22 protein-coding genes and 1 tRNA gene are annotated in these 22451 nt (G+C 66.8%); 13 read left to right on the top strand and 10 right to left on the bottom strand.

What is annotated here, in order from left to right; all coding sequences use genetic code 11:
- The first annotated feature begins 45 nt into the window (after positions 1-45).
- From RI03_RS06685 to RI03_RS06660, 6 genes are all read left to right on the top strand, one after another.
- The gene (locus RI03_RS06685; RefSeq protein WP_010216094.1) at positions 46-1401 is read left to right on the top strand and encodes an alpha/beta hydrolase; all 1356 of its coding nucleotides are present in this window, start codon (positions 46-48) and stop codon (positions 1399-1401) included.
- Positions 1398-2936: a GMC family oxidoreductase gene (locus RI03_RS06680; protein WP_010216093.1), complete on the top strand. Its 1539-nt coding sequence runs from the start codon at positions 1398-1400 to the stop codon at positions 2934-2936. The genes RI03_RS06685 and RI03_RS06680 overlap by 4 nt, the downstream gene beginning before the upstream one ends.
- Before the next feature lie 10 nt (positions 2937-2946).
- The gene (locus RI03_RS06675; protein ID WP_010216092.1) at positions 2947-3750 is read left to right on the top strand and encodes an SDR family NAD(P)-dependent oxidoreductase; all 804 of its coding nucleotides are present in this window, start codon (positions 2947-2949) and stop codon (positions 3748-3750) included.
- Positions 3751-3948: 198 nt separating this feature from the next.
- Positions 3949-4022 (top strand) — tRNA-Gly (locus tag RI03_RS06670).
- A 274-nt stretch (positions 4023-4296) separates the two neighbouring features.
- A complete protein-coding gene (locus RI03_RS06665; RefSeq protein WP_010216091.1) occupies positions 4297-5409 on the top strand; it encodes an alkene reductase in 1113 nt (370 codons plus the stop codon).
- Between the two features lie 45 nt (positions 5410-5454).
- Positions 5455-5853 (top strand): VOC family protein, encoded by a 399-nt coding sequence (locus tag RI03_RS06660; RefSeq protein WP_010216090.1) that lies wholly within the window; start codon positions 5455-5457, stop codon positions 5851-5853.
- 123 nt (positions 5854-5976) lie between these two features.
- On the opposite strand, the gene RI03_RS06655 is transcribed toward RI03_RS06660, so the two are convergent.
- Together RI03_RS06655 and RI03_RS06650 are read right to left on the bottom strand one after the other, a co-directional pair.
- A complete protein-coding gene (locus tag RI03_RS06655) occupies positions 5977-6171 on the bottom strand; it encodes a hypothetical protein (protein WP_037514929.1) in 195 nt (64 codons plus the stop codon).
- Between the two features lie 100 nt (positions 6172-6271).
- Positions 6272-6736 (bottom strand): nuclear transport factor 2 family protein, encoded by a 465-nt coding sequence (locus RI03_RS06650; RefSeq protein ID WP_010216087.1) that lies wholly within the window; start codon positions 6734-6736, stop codon positions 6272-6274.
- A 260-nt stretch (positions 6737-6996) separates the two neighbouring features.
- On the opposite strand from RI03_RS06650, the gene crtI reads away from it, so the two are divergent.
- Entirely contained in the window at positions 6997-8631 is a 1635-nt protein-coding gene (crtI, locus tag RI03_RS06645; protein WP_010216086.1) for a phytoene desaturase family protein, read from the top strand.
- Here crtI and RI03_RS06640 read toward each other — a convergent pair.
- From RI03_RS06640 to RI03_RS06625, 4 genes are all read right to left on the bottom strand, one after another.
- On the bottom strand, positions 8628-9557 hold the full coding sequence (locus tag RI03_RS06640; RefSeq protein ID WP_010216085.1) for an NAD(P)/FAD-dependent oxidoreductase: 930 nt from the start codon (positions 9555-9557) through the stop codon (positions 8628-8630). The genes crtI and RI03_RS06640 overlap by 4 nt on opposite strands.
- A 73-nt stretch (positions 9558-9630) precedes the next feature.
- Positions 9631-11631 (bottom strand): TonB-dependent receptor plug domain-containing protein, encoded by a 2001-nt coding sequence (locus RI03_RS06635; RefSeq protein WP_010216083.1) that lies wholly within the window; start codon positions 11629-11631, stop codon positions 9631-9633.
- Positions 11632-11672: 41 nt separating this feature from the next.
- Positions 11673-12026 (bottom strand): hypothetical protein, encoded by a 354-nt coding sequence (locus tag RI03_RS06630; protein ID WP_238542300.1) that lies wholly within the window; start codon positions 12024-12026, stop codon positions 11673-11675.
- Positions 12027-12039: 13 nt separating this feature from the next.
- Positions 12040-12795: a competence/damage-inducible protein A gene (locus tag RI03_RS06625; protein ID WP_026046507.1), complete on the bottom strand. Its 756-nt coding sequence runs from the start codon at positions 12793-12795 to the stop codon at positions 12040-12042.
- Positions 12796-12859: 64 nt separating this feature from the next.
- Here RI03_RS06625 and map point away from each other — a divergent pair, with 64 nt between their 5' ends.
- The 6 genes from map (at position 12860) to RI03_RS24560 (ending at position 19166) form a co-directional block, all read left to right on the top strand.
- Positions 12860-13684: a type I methionyl aminopeptidase gene (map, locus tag RI03_RS06620; protein ID WP_010216078.1), complete on the top strand. Its 825-nt coding sequence runs from the start codon at positions 12860-12862 to the stop codon at positions 13682-13684.
- 306 nt (positions 13685-13990) lie between these two features.
- Positions 13991-14329: a P-II family nitrogen regulator gene (locus RI03_RS06615; protein WP_010163022.1), complete on the top strand. Its 339-nt coding sequence runs from the start codon at positions 13991-13993 to the stop codon at positions 14327-14329.
- Positions 14330-14462: 133 nt separating this feature from the next.
- On the top strand, positions 14463-15884 hold the full coding sequence (gene glnA / locus RI03_RS06610) for a type I glutamate--ammonia ligase (RefSeq protein WP_010216076.1): 1422 nt from the start codon (positions 14463-14465) through the stop codon (positions 15882-15884).
- 439 nt (positions 15885-16323) lie between these two features.
- A complete protein-coding gene (gene trhO, locus RI03_RS06605; RefSeq protein ID WP_010216075.1) occupies positions 16324-17241 on the top strand; it encodes an oxygen-dependent tRNA uridine(34) hydroxylase TrhO in 918 nt (305 codons plus the stop codon).
- A 58-nt stretch (positions 17242-17299) separates the two neighbouring features.
- Positions 17300-18802, top strand: a complete 1503-nt coding sequence (locus RI03_RS06600; RefSeq protein ID WP_026046506.1) for a carbohydrate porin — start codon at positions 17300-17302, stop codon at positions 18800-18802.
- A gap of 82 nt (positions 18803-18884) precedes the next feature.
- Positions 18885-19166 carry a hypothetical protein gene (locus tag RI03_RS24560; RefSeq protein WP_238542299.1) on the top strand — a complete coding sequence of 94 codons (282 nt, stop codon included), beginning with the start codon at positions 18885-18887 and terminating at the stop codon, positions 19164-19166.
- Here RI03_RS24560 and RI03_RS06590 read toward each other — a convergent pair.
- The 4 genes from RI03_RS06590 to RI03_RS06575 form a co-directional block, all read right to left on the bottom strand.
- Positions 19123-19503, bottom strand: coding sequence for a Rap1a/Tai family immunity protein (locus tag RI03_RS06590; RefSeq protein WP_010216071.1), 381 nt, complete (start codon positions 19501-19503; stop codon positions 19123-19125). The two genes, RI03_RS24560 and RI03_RS06590, sit on opposite strands and share 44 nt — an antisense overlap.
- 10 nt (positions 19504-19513) lie before the next feature.
- Positions 19514-20341, bottom strand: coding sequence for a hypothetical protein (locus tag RI03_RS06585; protein WP_010216070.1), 828 nt, complete (start codon positions 20339-20341; stop codon positions 19514-19516).
- Between the two features lie 27 nt (positions 20342-20368).
- Entirely contained in the window at positions 20369-20671 is a 303-nt protein-coding gene (locus RI03_RS06580; RefSeq protein WP_010216069.1) for a hypothetical protein, read from the bottom strand.
- A 228-nt stretch (positions 20672-20899) separates the two neighbouring features.
- Positions 20900-22432, bottom strand: a complete 1533-nt coding sequence (locus tag RI03_RS06575; protein WP_010216068.1) for an aminoacyl--tRNA ligase-related protein — start codon at positions 22430-22432, stop codon at positions 20900-20902.
- Positions 22433-22451 lie beyond the last annotated feature (19 nt).

Raw genomic sequence — 22451 nt, 5'->3', positions numbered from 1 at the left:
TACCCGTCGCTGCAACGTCACGCAGAGGGGAATTTGCGAGGCTGCATGACCGGACCGACGTTGGTATTTCTTCACGCGCTGGGCGCGAGCGCGAAAGAATGGGATCGTGTCGTCGAGCACTTGCCGCACCGTGCCTGCGTGGCGCTGGACCTGCCCGGGTTCGGCGATGCGGCGGACGCGGGATATGCCGATGTCGCCGCAATGGCGGATTGGCTCGCGGCGGAAATCCGGTCGCGTCACCTCACCGCCTGCGTGCTGGTCGGGCATAGCATGGGCGGCAAGATCGTCACCCTGGTGGCGGCACGCGCTGCGTCCGGGGAGATCGGCCTGTCGGGCGTCCTCGGCGTCGTGCTGGTCGCGGCCTCACCGCCCGCGCCCGAACCGATGGACGAGGATCGCCGCGCCGAGATGATCGGGTGGTTCGCCGATCGGTCGCCGACGCGTGACGATGCCGTGACGTTCGTCGATGCCAATACCGCAACCCCGCTGGCGGGCGAAGCCCGGGACCAGGCGATCGCCGACGTGCAGCGATCGAGCCGGGAAGCGTGGCTCGGCTGGCTCGAGCGCGGCAGCCGCGAGGACTGGCGCGCCATTGCAGGGCAGGTCCCGATCCCCGCGCTGATCCTCGCGGGGGCGGAGGACGGCGATCTCGGCGCGGAGGCGCAGCGACGGCTCAACCTGCCGCATTATGCCACCGCCGAGCTGCGGGTGGTCGAAGGCGCGGCGCATCTCATTCCTTACGAACAGCCGCAGGTGCTTGCCGGCCTGATCGACGGTCACGCCGCGATGGTCGAACCGGCGGCACTCCCGGCCCGGTTCGCGCGGTTGCTCGACTCCGATCGCGTCAGCCACCGGACGCGCGCCGCGATGGTGGACCGGCTCCATCCCCCCTCCTCCGACCTGTCGTCGTGGACGGACGACCACGTCGCGACGATGGCGGCGCTGGTCGGGCAGATCCTCCCCGATTGCGGCGCGGACCGCGCGCTGGCGGACCGGATTCTCGCCGGGATCGCCGAGGGTCCGGGCGACGGCTGGCGCTTTGCGGCCTTGCCCGCTGATCGCGCGGCATGGACGCGCGGGCTCGCGACGCTCGCCGCGTTCGAAGGGGGGTTCGCGACCGCGCCGGGCACGGCGCAGGCGGCCCTGCTCGAGTGCATCGACGCGGGCGAGACCGGCATCGCGGAAGACGACTCGAAACTGACCGCCGAACAGATGCGGCTGTGGTTCGAGGACGTACGTGCCGAAACCGCGCGAGTCTGGATGTCCCTCCCCGCGACGATGGCGGCGATCGGCTATGACGGCTTCGCGAACGGCGGCGATGGTCCGCGCAAGCAGGGGTACACCCGCACTGCCGCGGATGACCTCGAAACGTGGCAGCGCCCCGTGGAGCAATCGTCTTGAACGCGCCACGGCATGCCGCCAACGATGTCGTCGACGCGGTCGTGATCGGCACCGGCGCGGGCGGCGCGCCGCTGACGGCCCGGCTCGCGCAGGCGGGTGTGTCGGTGGTCGCGCTCGAGGCCGGCCGTGCCTTCCGTCCGGACGATCACGTCGCGGACGAAGTGGCTGCTGATATCTACTGGATGGAGGAACGTCTCAGTGGCGGATCGACCCCCACCGCGTTCGGTTCGAACAATTCGGGCATGGGCGTCGGCGGGTCGACGCTCCACTGGGGCGCGTTCTGCCCGCGCCCCGATCCGCGCGACCTGCAGTTGCAGACGCTGACCGGCGAAGGTGCCGACTGGCCGATCGACCATGACGCGCTCACCGCCTACCTTGCGGAGGTCGAGCAGTTTACCGGCGTATCCGGGCCGGCCGACTATCCGTGGGATGCGACGCGGCGCTATGCCTACCCGCCGGTAGCGCGCAACGCCTCCGCCGATGCGATGGCGCGCGGCTGTGCCGCCCTCGGCATTCGCGCGACCGATGCGCCGGCCGCGCTGGTGTCGCGTGATCGTGACCAGCCGCACTGGGGGCAGCGGCAGGCCTGCGTCAATTGCGGTGCCTGCCATCAGGGCTGCCGCAACGCCGCCAAGACCAGCATGGACACGACGTACCTGCCCGCCGCGGTCGCGCACGGTGCCGAGATCCGCGCGGAGTCCCGCGTTCTTTCGTTCGAATTCGATCGAAGCGGCAGGATCAGCGCGGTCGTCTATTGGCAGGACGGCCGGGAGCATCGCCAGCGCTGTTCCGCCGTCTTCCTGTGCGCGGGCGGGGTCGAGACGCCGCGCCTGCTGCTCAACCTCGGGATCGCCAATTCGAGCGGTCAGGTGGGGCGCAATTTCATGGCGCATGTCGCGACTCAGGTCTGGGGCCGGTTCGACGCCGACATGCGGATGAACCGCGGCTATCCCTCCTCGCTGATCAGCGAGGACATGATGCGCCCCGGCGACATCGGCTGTGCGAGCGGCTATCTGATCCAGAGCCTCGGCGTGCTCCCGGTCAACCTCGCGACCGGGCTCGCGCGCGGCGCGGGCATGTGGGGCGAGCGTCTCCAGACGCTGCTGCGCGGTTACAACAGCATGGCCGGGATCGGGATCAACGGCGAATGCCTGCCGCACGAGGACAATCGGCTGACGCTCGCCGACGAGACCGACGCCTTCGGGCATCGCAAGGCGCGGATCGACTACAGCTATCACGATAACGAACGGGCGATCGATCGGCACGCGCGCCGCACGCTGACCGACATATGGGCGGCGGCGGGCGCGCGCGACATTTTCTCCGTCAGCCGCTCGGCGCATACCATCGGCACGTGCCGCATGGGGCGGGATGGCGCTTCGGCGGTGGTCGACCCGGACGGTCGCAGCTTCGACATCCCCAACCTGCTGATCTGCGACAATTCGATCTTCCCGAGTGCGCTGGCCGCCAACCCGGCGCTCACGATCATGGCGCTGTCACTTCGCACCGCCGACCGTTTTCTGGCATCCAAACAGTAAGGAGTTCACCATGGATCTCGGCATCAAGGACCGTATCGCGCTGATCAGCGGCGCGGATTCGGGCATGGGCAAGGAGACGGCAAAGCTGCTGCTCGAGGCGGGCGTCCGCGTCGCGATCACCGATCAAGCCGGCGGGACGCTCGACGAGGCGGTTGCCGAGCTGTCGCCGCTCGGGGACGTCATCGCGGTCACCGGCGACGTGACCAGGATCGACGATGTCAGCGCGATCTGGGCGGAGGTTCGCGGGAAACTCGGCAACCCCGACATCTACGTCAATGCCGCCGGGGTCACCGGCGCGACCGGGGATTTCCTTGAGGTCGACGACGCCGGCTGGCAGCAGACGCTCGACATCAACCTGATGGGCGCGGTCCGCATGTGTCGCGAGGCGATCCCGGCGATGCGCGCGGGCGGCTGGGGCCGGATCGTGCTGTTCGCGTCGGAGGACGGGGTCCAGCCCTATATCGACGAACTCGCTTATTGTGCGTCCAAGGCCGGCATCCTCAGCCTCGCGAAGGGGTTGTCCAAGGCCTATGGCGGGGACAATGTGCTGGTCAACACCGTCTCCCCGGCGTTCATCGCGACCCCGATGACCGATACGATGATGCGCAAGCGTGCGGACGAACGCGGCGAGAGCTTCGACGATGCGATCGCGAGCTTCCTCGACGAGGAACGACCCGGGATGGTGCTCAAGCGCCGTGGCCGGGCGGAGGAAGTGGCCGCCGCGGTCGCCTTCCTGTGTTCGGAACGGGCGAGCTTCATCAACGGCGCCGGGATCCGGGTCGACTCCGGCTCGGTCGCGACCATCGCCGGATGACGACGATGTCGCCGCGGTACCGGTGGTCCCGCGGCGCGTCGACGGGGCGAGGCGATCGGCCGGCATCGCGGGAGTTTGCGCGGATCGTCTTATCCCCGTTGACGACCCCGTTCGAAACGTGGCATTGGCCCGCCACGTCGCGCATAGGGTGCCATCCGGACCCCGATGCCGACCCGATCAGCGGGTTGCCGTTGATAGGCGGGTGTAGCTCAATGGTAGAGCTTTTGCTTCCCAAGCAAGTGACGAGGGTTCGATTCCCTTCACCCGCTCCACATCTTCACTGAACATTTCCCAACTGCGCCCTGCTCGACGGAATCCGTTGCACGCCAGGCCGTGCCTGCGCCGTCGTCATTCGTAAGCCAGACGTCGTACCGATCACCGCGCCGCTAAGGCTGGTCATATTCCGCCGCCACGACGCTCGACAGACACCTGTCCGATGCGTGCGACGCGCCGCCGCAGTGTCCGCCACGCCCTCGGGATCAACTGCGCGCTCAAGCGTTACAGCGGTCTTCCCTTCGCGCTTCCCTTCCACGGAAAGACCCAAAGATGTCCGAACAGCCCGCCAGCCCCGTCCTGCAACCCGTCACGATCGGCGACCTGCAGTTGCAGAACCGCATCGTCATGGCCCCCCTCACCCGCAGCCGCTCGAACGAGGATGGGATCCCCCCGGCCTTCGCGGCGGATTATTATGCGCAGCGGGCCGATGCCGGCCTGATCATCACCGAAGCGACGAACATCTCGTCCCAGGCCCGCGGCTATGCGATGACGCCCGGCATCTGGTCGGACGCGCAGGTCGCGGCGTGGACGCCGATCGTCGCGGCGGTCCATCGGCGTGGGGGCAAGATCTTCCTGCAGTTGTGGCATACCGGCCGTATCTCGCACCCCGACCTCCACGGCGGTGCGCTGCCCGTGGCACCGTCCGCGATCGCGGCGGAGGGGCAGGCCTTCACCAATGACGGGATGAAGGATTTTGTCACCCCGCGCGCGCTGGAGACCGACGAGATTCCCGCCATCGTCGAGGATTATCGCCACGCCGCCGAACAGGCGAAGGCGGCTGGGTTCGACGGCGTCGAGGTTCATGCCGCGAACAACTATCTGCTCGAGCAGTTCATCCGCGACAGCACCAACCAGCGCACCGACGATTATGGCGGTTCGATCGAGAACCGGCTGCGATTCCCGCTCGACGTGGTCCGTGCGGTGGTCGGGGTCTGGGGCGCGAACCGTGTCGGCATCCGCATCTCGCCGGCGACGACCGAGCCCGGGAAGACCCCGCTCGACGGCCAGGTCGGACGCACGTTCGACACCTTCGTCGACGCCCTGTCCGGGATCGGGCTGCTCTACATCCACGATATCGAAGGCGTGACCCAGCAGACGCGCGACGTGCCCGATGGAATCGACTTCCACGAAATGCGCAAGCGCTTCTCGGGCGCCTATATCGCCAACAATCAGTACACGCTCGAGCTTGCCGAGAAGACGCTGGCGGACGGCGACGCCGACCTGTTCAGCTTCGGCCGCCCCTTCCTCGCCAACCCCGATCTCGTCGATCGGCTCCGGACCGGCGCCCCGCTTGCCGAGGCACCGAAGCAATATTGGTATGGCGGCGGCGCCGTCGGCTATTCGGACTGGCCCGGCATGAACGGGCAGATCGAGCTTCCGTGATCTGAGGCGTGTTGTCGCCTGCGTATTCAATCAAGGAGAAGTGACGTGCTGTTTCATACCATGGTGGGGTCGAACGACATCGAGCGATCGAGGCGGTTCTACGACGCTTTGCTCGGCGCGCTCGGCGCGGGCGAAGCGACGCTGAACATCGCCGGCAGCGGGCATACCCGCTTGTTCTACCGCAATGCCGGCGGGACGAACTTCATCGTTTCCCAGCCGATCGACGACGAACCGGCAACCGTGGCGAACGGCAGCACCGTGGCGTTTTCCTGTGACTCCCCCGAGCAGGTCGATCTGTTCCACAGGACCGCCGTCGCCAACGGCGGCATCTCGATCGAGGATGGTCCGGGTCCGCGCGAGTCGGCGATGGGAACCGTCCACCTCGCCTATGTCCGCGACCCGGACGGCAACAAGCTCTGCGGGATCCACATTCCCGCCCAGTAGCCGTCGCCGGGGTCGATGGGGCTCAGGTGGTGACTTAACCGCACTGGCGGACCGATCTGTATCGGTCCGCCAGTACTCCTTTGCCGATCCATTCCGCTGCCGAGACGGGCAAGAATGGCGTTACTAGCGAGCAGGTGGACTGGAGCTGCCTTTGGGCATCCTCGCGACGAGCCGCCCCAGCTCCCAGATCTCGCAGGCGCTGCTGAAATGATGTTGCCGCACATGCGCAATCGCGGCCTCGTCACCATCGCCCACAAATTCGATTCGGCTGGTGATGTGCCCCTGATCATCCAGGCAATAGAGTTTGTACGCGGCCATGACGCTGGACCGTACAATGCTCGCCCGCAAATCCCCAGCATTCATCTTGAGATTGCAACCGGTCTTCGGACGATCATCAATCCCGGTCGGGACCGTCCGCTCAGAACCCCATCGCCGTAAGCCCCGGGTGATCGTCCGGCCGTCGACCAAGCGGCCAGAAGAAGGCGCGCGCATCGGCAGCGATGGGATGTTCGTTGATGCTGGCAATCCGGATCATCATCAGGCCGCCGTCGTCGAACTGCCAGTTCTCGTTGCCATACGCCCGGAACCACTGCCCGCTGTCGTCGTGATATTCATAAGCGAAGCGCACCGCGATCCGGTCGCCGGCGTGCGCCCAGACTTGCTTGATCAAGCGATAGTCGAGCTCGCGCGCCCATTTCCGCGTGAGGAACGCCGCGATCTGCTCCCGGCCCGTGATGAATTCGGCGCGGTTCCGCCACTGGCTGTCGGGCGTATAGGCAAGCGCCACGCGCGCCGGATCGCGGCTGTTCCACGCGTCCTCCGCCAGCCGCGCCTTGTGCGCTGCGGTTTCGTCGGTGAACGGGGGGAGCGGCGGCCGGGTCATGCGCGGATCTTTCTGTGGCGTGCGGGCGGAACTGCGGTTCCGGCGGGATCTGCGATGTTTCCGGTCTTGCCGCAATGGGGATGGCACTTGGCGCGGACCAGTGCGTTAAGCTGTCATTACCGACCTGCCCTGCCCCCGCCTGATCGCTGAACCGGGTTACCCATTGACGGCGCCGATCGCGGTGCCACATCTATACCCAACGCGCTGGCCGAACGCCGAATGATCGCCGCTCCCCTCGCTCAAGAAAAGACATGGATACCATGACCCGTCGTACTGCGATCGTAATCGGCTCGGGCATCGGCGGCATTGCCTGCGCGATCCGGCTGCAAAGCCTCGGCTTCGACACACGGATCGTCGAACAACTCGATGACGTCGGTGGCCGCGCCTATGTCCGCCGCGCGGAGGGGTTCACCTTCGACATGGGGCCGACCGTGCTGACCGTGCCGCATTTCATCGAGGAGCTGTTCTCGCTCGAGCGGGACGTCGCGATGCTGGCCGCCCCCGATTTCCCCGACGACGTGCTGGGCGACAACCAGCGGATCCTGTCGGGCACCAGCGGCGGCCCCAACACCAGCCGCTATCTCGAGATCGTCCCGGTCCTGCCGTTCTACCGTATCTATTTCGACGACGGCACCTTCTTCGATTACGACGCCGACCCGGTCAACGTCCGCGCGCAGATCGCGCGGCTCGCGCCCGAGGATCTCGACGGTTACGAGCGGTTCCACGAGGCGGCGCGCGCGATCTTCCAGCGCGGGTTCCTCGAGCTCGGCTATACCTATTTCGGCAGCCTCGGCTCGATGGTCGGGGTCGTGCCCGACCTGCTCAAGCTCGGCGCGATCCAGCCGCTGTTCTCGCTGATCAGCAAATATTTCAAGAGCGACAAGATGCGGCAGGTGTTCAGCTTCGAACCGCTGCTGATCGGCGGCAACCCGCTCAAGGTCCCCGCGATCTATGCAATGATCCACTTCGTCGAGAAGACGTGGGGCGTCCATTATGCGATCGGCGGCACGGGCGCGCTCGTGAAGGCGATGGTCGTCAAGTTCGAGGAACTCGGCGGAACGGTGCAACTGAACGCCAAGGTCGACAGCATCGAGGTCGAGAAGCGCGGCGGGAAGCGGACCGCGACCGGCGTGACGCTCGCCTCCGGCGAGACGCTCGCGGCCGATCTCGTCGTCTCCAACGGCGACTATGCCACCACTTATCTCAAGCTGATCGACAAGGCGCACCGGCGGATCAACCGCGACTCTGTGGTCAAGTTCCGCAAGCAGAGCATGTCGCTGATGGTGATCTACTTCGGCTATGAAAAGCGCGATGGCGACCCCGACCTGCGGCACCACAACATCATCCTCGGCCCGCGCTACGAGGAATTGCTGACCGACATCTTCGAACGCAAGATCCTCGCCGAGGACTTTTCGCAATATCTGCACATCCCGACACTGACCGACCCGAGCCTCGCGCCCCCGGGGCATCATGCGGCCTATACGCTGATCCCCGTGCCCAACACGCTCGGCAAGATCGACTGGGATACGGTCGGCGAAGGCTTTGCCGAGAAGGTGCTCAATTTCCTCGATGACCGCGGCTACATCCCCGGCCTGCGCGAGCGGCTGGTCTATCGCAGCTTCGTCACGCCCGATTATTTCGAGCAGACGCTCGGGTCCTACGCGGGCAACGGCTTCGGGGTCGAGCCGCGGCTGACGCAGACCGCGTTCTTCCGCCCGCACAATCGCAGCGAGGATATCGCCAACCTTTATCTGGTCGGACAAGGCACGCAGCCGGGCGGCGGCACGCCCTCGGTGATGATGTCCGCCAAGATGACCGCGCGCGAGATTGCGCGCGACTATGCGGTCGATCGCGCGATCGTCGACGGGATGCCGCGCGCGCGGGTCGACGCCTAGGCGGGGCCGATCCGGTCGGCGAGCATCCGGCCGGACAGCCACGCGCTTTCGACCCTTGGCGCAAGCAGCCAGTCGCCGACCGCGCCGATCCGGCGCGCGGGGTCCCACAAGGCCCCGTCGCGGACTGCCGCGACCTTGGCGTAGCGCCAGCGGCGTCCGATCCGCAGGACCGCCGCGGGCAAGGGCTGCGTCGCTTCCGTCGCCAGCGCCGACAGCAAGGCATCGACGACGCCGTCCGCCGCTTCTTCCAGATGGTCGCGCGACCAGTGCGGCGTCGCCTGCACCACCCACGCCTCGCGCCCGCCGCGCCCCGGCTTGGCGCTGTTGCGCGCCGCCCAGCCGATGATGCCGTTGTCGCGAACGATGTCCCCGGCGATGGCAACGCGATCTTCGAACGCGACCATCGCGGTCCAGCACGGCGCGGACGGGCACGCCTGCGCGATCGCCGCCATCGCGGGATCGTGCGCGACGAGCAGCGGCCCCGCCTGCTCGGCCGGAGTCGCGACGATCACCGCGTCGAACCGCGTGTCCGAAACTGGGCCCAGCAGCCAGCCACCGTCGACATGGCGGATCGCATCGACTTTCGAGCCCCAGGTCACATCGAGATCCACGGTGATCGCCTTGACCAGCGCGTTCATGCCGGGGGTCCCGACCCAGGCATCCTCCCCCGCCGCGGGCCAGGCGGCAACGATGCCCGCCGCAGCCCACTGCTCGACCTGCGCCCCGAACGCGGGGTCGCGCGCGGTGAAATATTGCGCGCCGTGATCGAACGAAACGTCGCCGTCCGGACCATCGACGCGCCGTGTCGCCATCCGCCCGCCCGCGCCGCGCCCCTTGTCGAACAGCGACACGACATGGCCACGCGCCTGCAAGGCTTGTCCGCACGACGATCCTGCGATGCCGGCACCGACGATAGCGATCTTCATTCGGTTTCCCGTCCATTTCCCAGTAGAGTTCACATGATGCGGCGCACGGTCCGGCGATCAGGGCGGCGACAGCTTACGGTCGCGGGTTACCCCCGCCAAGCCGTACCCCGATCCACAACCGTCGCGGCGTCCCGATATCGATCGAGCCGCCCGCGTTGCGCGTGATGACCGTCGTGTCGGTGAGATTCTCCCCGCGCGCGATCACCGACCAGCGCCGCGCGACGGGCACTGTCACCACCCCGTCGAGCGTCGTCGCGGCCGGCAGCACGTCGGTCTGCAAATCGTCCTCGAACTGCCGGCCGACATACCGTCCGGTCAGCGACAGACCGAAACCGCGGCGATCCTGCCAGCCAAGCGTCGCGCTCGCGGTATGCCGCGGACTTTGCGCCGGGATGAACCCGTCGAGTTGCGCCGAAGCGCCGGAGGCGCGGACCTTGCTGTCGCTGAACGCATAGGAGCCATCGAGCGACACCGCCCCCCGCCCCGCATGCGCGGTGACTTCCACCCCACGCGCGACGATCGCATCGACATTCTGCCGCTGCCGCACATTGGGCGCGATCGTGACGTTGGCGATCGCCCCCTCGAGCCGGTTGTAGAAAGCGGTGACGCCGAGCCGCACCCCGGCCACCGGCGTCACGTCGACCCCGCCCTCGACCCCGCGCAACCGCTCGAGCCCCAATGCGGCGTTCGCCTGCGTCGTGATCGGGAAGACCACGAACGGGCGGTACAATTCGTTCAGCGTCGGCAGGCGGAACCCGGTGTACCCCGCCGCACGTAAGGCGACGGCGTCGCTCGCGTGGAACAGCGCACCCGCACGCCCGGTGGCCTCGACCCCGTTGCGGTCGGCAAAGCGCTGGTTGGTCGTGATGACACCAGCCGTCGTCCGCTCGCGGAAGAAGCCGTCGGTGATCGTCCAGCGATCGCCGCGCACCCCTGCCGTCAGCACCAGCCGCCCGAGCGTCCAGTCATCCTCGGCGAACAGCCCGGCGGTGCTGGTGTTGCCGCCAGCGGTGCGCCGCGTCGTCACCGCGCCGCTCGCGGCATAAGCGTCCTCGTACAGCGTCCCGTCGCCCAGCCGGACGTCCGCGCCGATCCGCAACACGTGATCCGGCCCGACCGGCGGGCGCAGCTCGATCTTGCCGCCGATTCCGGTCGCAGGCGTATTACGCTGGTCGAGCGTCAATCTGGCGGTGGTCGCGCTGATCACGCGGTTGGAGAAGTTGCGCGCCTGGACATAGGCCAGCACGTCGAGCGCCCACGGCCCGCGATGGATCAGCCGGACGCTCGCATCCTCGCCCGACGAACTGCTGTCCGCGCCCGCGAAGCGCAGCGTGCGATCGTCGCGGAACACGACCATCCGCGCCTGCACTTCGGTTTGCGCGTCGATCGGCACGACGCCGCGGATCTGCCCCGACCAGTCGCGATAGCGCGCGCGGACCGTCGCGGCGGTACGCTGATCGACCGGCGTCGTGTAGAACCCGTCGCCGCGCTCGAACCGGCCCGAGACGGTGAGATAGCCCGCGCCGACATCGGGCGAGACGCTCGCGCTGGTCTCGACCGCATTGTCGCTGCCGTAGAAGGCGCTCCCCGCCACGCGCGGCAGATCGGCACGCGTCGCGCTCGCGAGTTCGACCGTGCCCGCGACCGCACCTGCGCCGAACGCCCCCGACCCGCCCCCGCGCGTGATCCGCACGCTCGACAGGCGATCCGCCGACAGCGCGTTGAACGGGATGTAGCCGAAGAACGGGTCCGCGAGCGGCACCCCGTCGAGCAGCACGAGCGCGCGCGACGACGCATTGCCGCCGAGCGCGCGCAGCGTGACACCCTGCGCGGACGGATTGGCCGAGCGGCTGTCGCTGCGGCGGAACTGCTGGAACCCTGCAACGTCGGACAGGACGTTCTCGACCCGGCCCGACGCATCGCCGGTCAGCCGCTCGCGGTCGATCGTCACCGAACCGTAGGCCGGAACCCCGGGCGGCAGCGGCAGGGGCGATCCGAGCACGACGATGTCGGGACCGGTGGTTTCGGCCGGAACCGGGCCAGGTGCGGTCTGCGCGGACAGCGCAACCGGCACGCCGGCACCGGCGAGTGCAAGTTTCCAGATTCTCACGGAGCTTAGGGTTTCTTGGCCTGCGGCACGCCGCTAACCCAGAACACGCCGTCGGGCTTGAGCGTGATGACATATTGCCCGCGATCGTCGCATTCCGCGATCCACACCGCCTCGCCGTTGATTGGCGCGTGCTTCTCGAACCGGACGATCTTCTGGCAGGTGTATCCGCCGTCGCGGATCGCGCGGAAGAAGGTGGTTTCCTGCAAGCCCTTCGGCAGCGCGTCGATCTTGGCTTCCATCGGGTCGGGTTTGGTCGTGGCGGCGGTGGTCTTGCCCCCACTCGCGCCGGGGTCGCACGCCGACACCGCGACGAGACCGGCGAGCATGGGCACGACGAACAGGGGGGATAGGCGCTTCATGACATGTCTCCGGTCAGATACCGTCGGCAACGACGCTGCGCCCCGATTGCTCCAGCGCCTGGGTAAGATCGGCGATACAGCGGTCGGCAAGCGCCGCCTCGGTCGCGCGGACGACGAAATTGGCGCCGACCCGGCCATCGCGAAAGAACGGGTAACTGCCGATCGCCACGCCCTCGTGCGTCTTCTCCGCATTGCGCAGCAAGTCCGCGACCTCGCTCTCGGCGACCCAGCAGCCGATCGTCCGCGACAGCACCGGCAGACCGCCTTCGAGCGTGCCGGTCAGCGCGTCGAGCATCCCCGCGGTGATGTGCGGCACGCCCGCCATGATGAAGATGTTGCCGTGCCGGATCCCCGGCGCGCCCGACATGCGGTTCTCGATCAGGTCCGCGCCGGCCGGCACCCGCGCCATCCGCTTGCGCGCCTCGTTCAGCCCGCCGCGGCTCGCGTAATAGGCCTCAAGCACTTCGACCGCGTGCGGATGGAACTCGACCGGGACACCCAGCGCCGCGGCAATCGCGTCGACCGTGATGTCGTCATGCGTCGGGCCGATCCCGCCGGTGGTGAACAGATAATCGTTGCGTTCCCGCAGGATGTTGACCGCCTCGACGATCGCCTCGGTCTTGTCCGCGACGATCCGCACCTCGGCAAGGCGAATCCCTTGCACGTTGAGCCACGCCGCGATTTGCGCGACATTCTTGTCCTGCGTGCGACCCGAAAGGATCTCGTCGCCGATCACCGCGAGCGCGGCCGTCCAGATACGTTGCGTCATGGCTTCGGCATAGCCCCGCGCCGCCCTCTCGCAAAGCCCGCTTGGTGCCGCTATATCGATTGTCATGACCGATTATGTAACCGTAACCGCCGATGCGCCGATGGGCCGCACCGGTGCGATCAAGCTCAACGGCCGCGATGCGTTCGACGGGATGCTCGCCGCAGGACAACTCGCCGCCGAAACGCTCGACATGATCGTGCCGCACATGGTGCCCGGCATGGCCACCGCCGAGCTCGACGCCATGATCCGCCGCTTCATCACCGATCGCGGCGGCATCCCCGCGACGCTCGGCTATCGCGGCTATACCCATTCGAGCTGCATCTCGATCAACCATGTCGTCTGCCACGGCATCCCGAGCCAGAAGACGCTCAAGACCGGCGACATCGTCAATGTCGACGTGACGCCGATCCTCGATGGCTGGCATGGCGACAGCAGCCGGATGTATCTGGTCGGCGACGTGCCGATCAAGGCGAAGCGGCTGGTCGAGGTGACCTACGAATGCCTGATGATCGGGATCGAGCAGGCGAAGCCGGGCAACCATCTCGGCGATATCGGCCACGCGATCCAGCGGCATGCCGAGAAGCATCGCTACGGCGTGGTGCGCGATTTCTGCGGGCATGGTTTGGGGCGGCTGTTCCACGATGCGCCCGAGGTGGTCCATGCCGGGCGTCCCGGCACCGGGCCGGAACTCAAGCCGGGGATGATCTTCACGATCGAACCGATGATCAACACCGGCCGCGCCGACGTGAAGCTGCTCGACGACGGCTGGACCGCGGTAACGCGCGACCGCTCGCTGTCCGCGCAGTTCGAACATTCGATCGGGATCACCGAGGACGGCTGCGAGATCTTCACGCTCAGCCCGGGCGGGTTCGACAAGCCGCCGTATTGAGGCGAAGTTTAGCTCTTACCACCCCGGCGAAGGCCGGGGCCCAATCGCGCTGGCAGATGTTTATGGCGCTGCGCACCGTTTCTTCCACCTTCGCTAATGGGCCCCGGCCTTCGCCGGGGTGGTGCGTTTTTCTTGGCGCACTCCGACACAGCAGGGGCACTGCCGCAAAATCAGGCAACTCCCGCCGTCTGCGCGCCAGTTAGGCACCACGCCGCCCGAAATTCTCACAAAACCACGCATTTCCGCCCCTCGCGTGGCTGGCATGGTTATTGTAAGGTGAACGACCATTCCGGGAGGCGTATCAGCGTGAAAAAGATCGAGGCGATCATCAAGCCGTTCAAGCTCGATGAGGTGAAGGAGGCGCTGCACGAGGTCGGAGTGAGCGGCATCACCGTGACCGAGGCCAAGGGCTTCGGCCGCCAGAAGGGCCATACCGAACTGTATCGCGGCGCCGAATATGTCGTCGATTTCCTCCCCAAGGTAAAACTCGAGGTCGTCGTCGAGGACGGTCTAGCGGACCGCGTCGTCGAGGCAATCGCCGCCGCCGCGCAGACCGGGCGGATCGGCGACGGCAAGATTTTCGTCATTCCGGTCGAGACCGTCCTGCGCATCCGCACGGGCGAACGCGACGAAGACGCGATCTGAGCGCAATGATCGGAATGCGGGTTTGACGCAGCGCAACATCTTGTGACAGCGTGAACATCCGGGCTTAACACGAGTCCCGCACCTGGTTGACCGGTACGGGCGAATTTTCAGTATCCAGAAAGGGCGTGGGGACATGGCAAAGACGGGCAACAGCGCGAACGACGTGCTGCAGATGATCAAGGACCAGGAAATCGAGTGGGTCGATCTGCGGTTCACCGATCCCAAGGGCAAGTGGCAGCATCTGACGATGGTCGCGGGCGTCGTCGGCGAGGACGAGCTGACCGATGGCTTCATGTTCGACGGATCGTCGATCGAGGGCTGGAAGGCGATCAACGAGTCCGACATGATCCTCATGCCGGATCTCGACGCAGTGTGGACCGACCCGTTCTCGGCGACGCCGATGCTGATCCTGGTGTGCGACATCGTCGAGCCGTCGACCGGCGAGCTCTACGCGCGCGATCCGCGCTCGACCGCTAAGCGCGCCGAGGCGTATCTCAAGACCACCGGCATCGGCGACACGATCTTCATCGGGCCGGAAGCCGAGTTCTTCATGTTCGACAACGTCCAGTTCGAGAACAGCTACGCGACCAGCTATTACAAGATCGACGACATCGAGCTGCCGACCAACACCGGCACCAGCTATGAGGGCGGCAACCTCGGCCATCGTCCGCGCGCCAAGGGCGGGTACTTCCCGGTCGCGCCGGTCGACAGCGCAGTCGACATCCGCGGCGAGATGGTCTCGACCATGCTCGAAATGGGCCTGCCGTGCGACAAGCATCACCACGAAGTCGCCGCCGGCCAGCATGAGCTGGGCCTGACCTTCGGCACGATGACGCTGACCGCGGATCGCATGCAGATCTACAAGTATGTCTGCCACAACGTCGCGCAGGCGTACGGCAAGACCGTCACCTTCATGCCCAAGCCGATCAAGGAAGATAACGGCTCGGGGATGCACACGCATCTGTCGATCTGGGACAAGGGCAACCCGCTGTTCGCCGGCAACGGCTATGCTGGCCTGTCGGAGACGTGCCTGTTCTTCATCGGCGGCATCATCAAGCATGCCAAGGCGGTCAACGCCTTCACCAACCCGACGACCAACAGCTACAAGCGGCTGGTCCCGGGCTATGAAGCGCCGGTGCTGCTCGCTTACTCGGCGCGCAACCGCTCGGCGTCGTGCCGCATCCCTTATGGCACCGGCCCCAAGGCAAAGCGAGTCGAAGTGCGCTTCCCCGATGCAATGGCGAACCCGTATCTCTGCTACGCTGCGCTGTTCATGGCGGGCATGGACGGGATCCAGAACCGCATCCACCCGGGCGAGGCGATGGACAAGAACCTGTACGACCTGCCCCCGGCAGAGCTCGCGCAGGTCCCGACCGTCTGCGGTTCGCTCCGCGAGGCGCTCGACTCGCTGGCGGCGGATCACGACTTCCTGCTCAAGGGCGACGTGTTCTCGAAGGACCAGATCGAATCGTACATCGAACTGAAGATGCATGACGTGCTGCGCTGGGAGATGACGCCGAGCCCGGTCGAGTTCGATATGTACTATAGCTACTGAGGCGCGGCCACGACCGCGCCGGTGGCGACGAGGCAAAGCCAAGTCGCCACAGGAGCTGTCGGCCGGCCTCGCCAAAGCGAGGACCGACGGCGTGGCTTTGCCACGACGGCACTTTTGGAAAGGGCGTCCGGAGCAATCCGGGCGCCCTTTTCTATGTCAGCCAGAGCTCAAAACCGCGTCCCCCCGGCGCAGGCGGGACCTCTGCGAAACCATAGGTGTTCTCCCGCGAAAGCGGGCCCAGGAGTCGCGAGAGCTGTAAGCTGTTGTTTTGCTTGGCTCTGGATTCCCGCCTTCGCGGGAAAACAGCCAACTGGGGCTCCATAAACCGACTGTCGCAGAGGTCTCACGCAGGCCGGGGTGACGGCCGTGCCAACCGACCCTCCCCCCAAAGAACCAACCGCCTTTTCAAACCCCCGCAAAACCCCCTAAACCCCGCCGCATGATCCACGTCGCCGCGCTCTACCGTTTCGCCCGCTTCCCCGACCCCAAGGCACTGCGCCAGCCTTTGCTCGACCTGTGCGCGGCGCAGGGCATCAAGGGCACGCTGCTGCTCGCGCCCGAAGGCATCAACGGCACGATCGCGGGCAGCGACGCAGCGATCGAGGTGGTGCTGGCGCACATCCGCACCCTCCCCGATTGCGCCCCGATCACCGCCAAGCACAGCCACGCCGAGACGATGCCATTCCACCGCATGAAGGTCCGCCTCAAGCGGGAGATCGTGACGATGGGCGAACCCGCGATCGATCCGATGGAGGGCACCGGCACCTATGTGAAGCCAGCCGACTGGAACGCGCTGATCGACGCGCCCGATACGGTCGTGATCGACACGCGCAACGCCTATGAGGTCAAGGTCGGCAGCTTCGCGGGTGCGGTCGACCCGCGGACCGACGCGTTCAGCGACTTCCCCGCCTGGGCGCGCGCGCACCGCGCCGAGCTGGACGGCAAGCGCATCGCGATGTTCTGCACCGGCGGAATCCGCTGCGAGAAGTCGACCGCGTTCCTCAAGGCCGAGGGCCTGACCGACGTCTTCCACCTCGAAGGCGGCATCCTGCAATATCTCGAGGACGTGCCGCCCGAGCAAAGCCGCTGGGAAGGCGAGTGTTTCGTGTTCGACGAGCGCGTCGCGGTCGGGCACGGCCTCGCCCCGGGCACCCACGCCCTGTGCCGCGCCTGTCGGATGCCGGTCAGCCCGGCGGACCGCGCCTCGCCACTGTACGAGGAAGGCGTTGCCTGCCCCGCCTGTGCGGCCACGCGTGACGACACGCAGCGCGCCGCTTATGCCGAGCGCCACCGGCAGGTAAAACTCGCGGAGCGGCGCGGCGAAACGCATGTCGGCGCGGCGGCACCCAAAGCATAGGTGTTCTTTTGCGCCGACCTGTTGCATCGCAGCACGAGGTTTTGACGACGACGAGGCCATGATGATTCTTTCCCGGATGCGCGTATTGGCACTGGCGTCCACGGCAACGATGCTCGGTCTCGCGCAGCCGGCGACCGCGCAGCAGGTCGACATCGGCGCGCCCGCCCCGCCGCCCGCCGCCGACGCTCCCGTCGCGCAGCCCCCCGCCAACGACAGCCAGAAGCCCGCGACCGAACCCGCCGGCCCGTCCGGCCCGGATACGCCGGTCGAGACCGCAGCGCCCGCCAGGCGCCGCGTCCCCAATCACATGCAGCACCCGCGCAACATGCTGTTCTACCAGCCGATCGGCGACACGCAAAGCGATGCGCCGCCCGGGCTGTTCGCCGACTGGCGGCATGCGCGCACCTGGCTGGGCGATCGCGGCTTCGACGTGTCCGCACGCTATGCGTCGGAAAGCGGGTATAATTTCACCGGCGGCCAGCGAAAGAAACTGACCGAGACCGGGCAGGTCGATTTCGGCGCAAAGATCGACATGGCGAAGATCGCCGGGATCGAGGGCGGCACGCTGCAGGCGACGATCACGTGGCGACGCGGGCGCAACCTTTCCGACGACGCCGGGCTCGGCACGTTGCAGCAGGTGCAGGAAGTCTATGGCCGCGGGCAGACCGTCCGCGTCACGCAATTATGGTATGAACAGAAGATCGGCGATGCGGTCGAACTCAAGCTCGGGCGGACCAATCCGGGCACCGATTTTGCGGCATTCTCGTGCCATTTCCAGAACCTGTCGTTCTGCGGCGCGCAGCCGGGCAATCTCGTCGGCGATTATTGGTATAACTGGCCGGTCAGCCAATGGGGCGGCCGGCTGCACGTCGACGTCGGCGGCGGAACGTATCTCCAGATCGGCGCCTATGAGGTCAATCCGCTCAACCTGAAGAACAATTTCTTCGTCGCCCGGTGGCACGGCGCGACCGGCGCGCTGATCCCGGTCGAGGCGGGGTGGACTCGGCTCGGCGACACCGGCCATGTCGGATCGTACAAGCTCGGCGCGTGGTATTCGACCGCGAATGGCGACGACGTGCTGCTCGACATCAACCGCCGCCCGATCGTGGTGACCGGGCTCGCGCCCTTGCAGCGCTCGGGGCGGTACGGCGTCTATGCCAATGTCCAGCAGCAGCTCACCGGCACGTCCAAGGACGGCAAGGCGCTGACCGGGCTCGGGATCTTCGCCAACGTCACGCAGGCCGACCGCGCCACCAGCGTGACCGACAATCAGGCGACGCTCGGGATCTTCTACAAGGGGCTGCTCCCCGGGCTGGAAGGCGACGTGCTCGGGCTCGCGGTCGGGCGCACCAACGTCAACGGGCGCGCCGCCGATGCCGACCGGCTGATCCCCGGCACGCCGGTACGCGATGCCGAATATGCCGCCGAGATCTATTACAGCCTCACCCCGGTTCCGTGGCTCGAGCTGCAACCCAACGTCCAGTGGATCCACCACCCCGGCGGCGTGCGCACGCGCGGCGATGTCGGCGTGCTGGGGCTTAAGGCGGCGGTGACGCTGTAGCGCGCAGCACGGAATGGACCACAGCGTTCATGGACAAGAACGATGAACCGGCGCACTGTTCGGGCAGCCGAGTATTGGGTCTGTGTTCACCGTTTTCCATGCCCGATCCCGCGGGCCCAATCGCTCGGAATGGCGCTGCAAGGCCGCCATGCGCCCTCGCATCCGGATTGGAAACGCCACCATGATCGTCCTCATCGCCGCCGCCGCGCTTCTGGCGACCATCGTGCTCGGCGTGGCGAGCCTCGTCATCGGGCGCGGCAAAGCGCACGGCCCCGAACATCGCGGCGCGCTCTACTTGCGGAGCAGTTCGGCGGGGTTCTTCATTTTGCTGGTCTGCGCGATTTCGGCGACGGTTTTTTCCTGACCGGCGCCACCGGTTCGGGCGGCTTGCACGGGAAAGCGGCGGTCAGCGCATCGCGCACCAGGAAGACGGGCGCGCGGTCCCATGCCTTGCGATGCGTGCGGAGATATTTCCGCGCCGCCGAAACAGCCTTGATCGTCGAGGCGCTGGTCGGCGACGGGCAGATCTGCTGCGCCATCGACAGCGTATCGAACACGCCCAGGATATAGCCGGTGCAGAAACTGGCGGTCGCGTCCGAATCCTTGCCCCGGCAATCCTCGGCAAGTTGCGCGCTTTGCAGCGAACTCACCACCACCGGGGGCTCCGCCATCGCCAGAACGCCAGCCAGGAGCAGGATCATCGACTCGTCCTTATTCGGTAGCGGTCGCGGCGGTCGCCGGTGAGGCGCCAGGGGCGTTCAGATAGGGCAGCAAGCGGACGCGCGGAAACACCGCGTCGAGCGGCTTGGTGTCGGGGAGGATATAGACCACCCCGCCCCGCTTGAGGAACAGCGGGCGCAAATGCTTGGTGTAGAAACTCGTGCCGACGTTGATGCACCCGAAGGAGATGCGGTTGTCGTCGGGCGATGGCGACAGCAGACGCGCGACGCGCTGCTCGCTCTTGTGCGTGGTGATGACCGCGTGGAGCGCGACCGAATTGGCGTAATCGACCCACAGCACCCGCTCGCGCCCGAACGCCTTGCCGAACTTCGCGACGAACCGCCCGGCAGGCGTCGTACGCTCGGCGGGACCGATATCCTCGAGCTTCTTGGCACCGACCCCGGGGGACGAATCGTCCCCGATGCCGATCCCGAGCAGGACCGGCGTCTCGCCGAGGAAGTCGCCATTGGCCGCGAACAGCGAGAGCATCGCCGCGGGCTTGTCGATCACGATATAGGGAAGCTTGCCGTTGTCGCGGGATGTCTCGACCCAGGCGATCATGCGGTTGGCGTAATCCGACCGCACCGGATCGGGCAGCGGGAGCAGATCAACCGGCGCAACCGGCTTCGCCTTGGGCTTGGGCTTGGCGCGCGCTTTCGCCGTGGCGGCGGTCGTAGCTTTCGCCCCGGCTTTCGCCTTGGCGGGGACTGCCGCACGCGCGCCTAGCGGTGCCGCCGAGGCCGGGACGGATCCCAACCCCAGCGTCACCGATACAGCCATGCCCGTGCGGCACCCTATCGCAAACAGCTTGGTCAACATGTCTTGCGTGTTCACCAATGCTGTCCGTCAATGCAAGCGGTTAGCGACTGATAGCTTAACCGCGCGGCCGACGCTGCTGACGCTGCGCCTGCTGCTGCATCTGCTGGTCAAGACCATCGACGCGGCCGTTGATCTGGTCGATCGCTGCGCGTTCTGCTGGGCCTGACCGGCGGCAGCCTGAGCCTGGGTCAGCGCCTGGCCGGACGTACCTTCGACCGTGCGGACGCGGCCATCGATCGTGTCGATGCGCGAGTTGACGGTGGCGATCTGCTGGTTGACGTAACCCTTGGTCGCGCAGCCGCTGATACCAACCGACCCGACCAGGACCATCGCTACAGTTGCAGCCTTTGCAAAATTCGGACGCATTCACTCACCTCATTCGTGATTTCAGGGTGTAACGATCAAGCGCGGGCATGGTTCACTTGGCAATCACGAACCGTTGAAATGTGCGTCGGATACGGCGGGAGACGCCCAAACGGCCGTAACGCGGGCGCGATATCCGTCATTTGAAGGAGGCGGCCTGCCCCCTTTGGAACAGGCCGATCCGTACCGCGACTCTCAATAGGCGCGCCCGATCAGCACGCGCTCGACCGCGGTTTCGCCGGTAAAGACACAGGGCCCGTCGATCGCACCCTGCGCCATCGGCGCATTGCGGATCGTCAGCTTCAGCGCCTTCAGCCGTGCGACGACCGCGTCGAGCGCAGCACCGGTCGGCCGCGACCATTGCACTTCGAGCCAGCCGGGGTTCTTCACGCCTTCGGCAAAGTGCGTCTCGATCGCGGCGAAGTCGGCGGCGGGGACGACGCTCGCCTCAAGCCGCGCGCACGCCTCGCTGTGGAGCGACGCCTGGATGTCCGCGAGCATCGCGCCCGCGCCTGCGACGAAATCGTCCTGCGCGACGACGTTGCTGTCGAGCTTGCCGTCCTCGCGGTACAGCCGGTCGCGCCGGATCAGCGAGACGTTGCCCCCCGCCACGTCGCGCCCGCCGACCTCGATCACGATCGGCGCGCCCTTCTTGACCCAGCCCCACCGCTTGGTCGCGGTCTTGCCGAACTTGAGGTCGAGCAGCGCGCGCACCGGCTCGCCCAGCGCGGTCTGCTGCGCGAGCTTCGCCTGCAACGCCTTGCAATAGTCGATGATCGCTGCGTCCTCGGGGTTCTCGCGCAGCATCGGGACGATCACGACCTGCCACGGCGCGATCCGCGGCGGGACGCGCAGGCCGTCGTCATCGCCGTGGACCATGATGACCGCACCGATCATTCGCGTCGACACGCCCCAGCTCGTCGTATTGGCAAGCTCGAACACGCCTTCCGAATTCTGGAACTTGATCTCCTGCGCCTGCGCGAAGTTGGTGCCGAGGAAATGCGAGGTGCCCGCCTGGAGCGCCTTGCCGTCCTGCATCATCGCTTCGATGCTGTAGGTTGAGACCGCGCCGGGGAAGCGCTCGTTCTCGGGCTTCTCGCCCGCGACCACCGGAACCGCGAGGCAATCCTCGGAGAATGCGCGATAGACCTCGAGCATCTTGAGCGTCTCCTCGCGCGCCTCCTGCGCCGAGGCATGCGCGGTATGGCCTTCCTGCCACAGGAACTCGCTGGTGCGCAGGAACATCCGGGTGCGCATCTCCCACCGCACGACGTTCGCCCACTGGTTGATCAGCACGGGCAGGTCGCGCCACGACTGCACCCACCGCGCGAACGCTGCGCCGATCACCATTTCCGACGTCGGTCGGACGACGAGCGGTTCCTCGAGCTTCGCCTCGGGATCGGGGATCAGCCGGCCAAGCCCGTCCGCCTTGAGCCGGTGATGCGTGACGACCGCCATTTCCTTGGCGAAGCCCTCGACATGCTCGGCTTCCTTCTCGAAATAGGAGAGCGGAATGAACAGCGGGAAATAGCAATTCTCGTGGCCGGTCGCCTTGATCTGGTCGTCGAGCAACCGCTGGATCCGCTCCCAGATGCCATAGCCCCACGGCCGGATGACCATGCAGCCGCGCACCCCCGATTCCTCGGCGAGGTCGGCCTCGGTGATGACGGACTGGTACCAGGCGGAAAAATCGGCCTCGCGGGTGACGGGGAGTGCGCGTTTGATCATGCCCGCGCGGATAGCGGCA

It is taken from the genome of Sphingomonas sp. PAMC 26621 (genome assembly GCF_000251145.1).
Taxonomy (GTDB): domain Bacteria; phylum Pseudomonadota; class Alphaproteobacteria; order Sphingomonadales; family Sphingomonadaceae; genus Sphingomonas.
Note: the sequence above shows the minus strand (reverse complement) of the source record. Positions and strands in the feature narration are given on the sequence as shown.

Excerpts from the sequence above, each read along its gene's own strand:
- glnA (WP_010216076.1), top strand. The coding sequence starts at position 14,463 with ATGGCAAAGACGGGCAACAGCGCGAACGACGTGCTGCAGATGATCAAG.
- RI03_RS06600 (WP_026046506.1), top strand. The coding sequence starts at position 17,300 with ATGATGATTCTTTCCCGGATGCGCGTATTGGCACTGGCGTCCACGGCA.
- RI03_RS06655 (WP_037514929.1), bottom strand. The coding sequence starts at position 6,171 with ATGGCCGCGTACAAACTCTATTGCCTGGATGATCAGGGGCACATCACC.
- RI03_RS06590 (WP_010216071.1), bottom strand. The coding sequence starts at position 19,503 with ATGATCCTGCTCCTGGCTGGCGTTCTGGCGATGGCGGAGCCCCCGGTG.
- RI03_RS06665 (WP_010216091.1), top strand. The coding sequence starts at position 4,297 with ATGTCCGAACAGCCCGCCAGCCCCGTCCTGCAACCCGTCACGATCGGC.
- RI03_RS06675 (WP_010216092.1), top strand. The coding sequence starts at position 2,947 with ATGGATCTCGGCATCAAGGACCGTATCGCGCTGATCAGCGGCGCGGAT.
- RI03_RS06625 (WP_026046507.1), bottom strand. The coding sequence starts at position 12,795 with ATGACGCAACGTATCTGGACGGCCGCGCTCGCGGTGATCGGCGACGAG.
- RI03_RS06685 (WP_010216094.1), top strand. The coding sequence starts at position 46 with ATGACCGGACCGACGTTGGTATTTCTTCACGCGCTGGGCGCGAGCGCG.
- map (WP_010216078.1), top strand. The coding sequence starts at position 12,860 with ATGACCGATTATGTAACCGTAACCGCCGATGCGCCGATGGGCCGCACC.
- RI03_RS06585 (WP_010216070.1), bottom strand. The coding sequence starts at position 20,341 with ATGTTGACCAAGCTGTTTGCGATAGGGTGCCGCACGGGCATGGCTGTA.
- RI03_RS06575 (WP_010216068.1), bottom strand. The coding sequence starts at position 22,432 with ATGATCAAACGCGCACTCCCCGTCACCCGCGAGGCCGATTTTTCCGCC.
- trhO (WP_010216075.1), top strand. The coding sequence starts at position 16,324 with ATGATCCACGTCGCCGCGCTCTACCGTTTCGCCCGCTTCCCCGACCCC.
- crtI (WP_010216086.1), top strand. The coding sequence starts at position 6,997 with ATGACCCGTCGTACTGCGATCGTAATCGGCTCGGGCATCGGCGGCATT.
- RI03_RS06630 (WP_238542300.1), bottom strand. The coding sequence starts at position 12,026 with ATGAAGCGCCTATCCCCCCTGTTCGTCGTGCCCATGCTCGCCGGTCTC.
- RI03_RS06640 (WP_010216085.1), bottom strand. The coding sequence starts at position 9,557 with ATGAAGATCGCTATCGTCGGTGCCGGCATCGCAGGATCGTCGTGCGGA.
- RI03_RS06650 (WP_010216087.1), bottom strand. The coding sequence starts at position 6,736 with ATGACCCGGCCGCCGCTCCCCCCGTTCACCGACGAAACCGCAGCGCAC.
- RI03_RS06580 (WP_010216069.1), bottom strand. The coding sequence starts at position 20,671 with ATGGTCCTGGTCGGGTCGGTTGGTATCAGCGGCTGCGCGACCAAGGGT.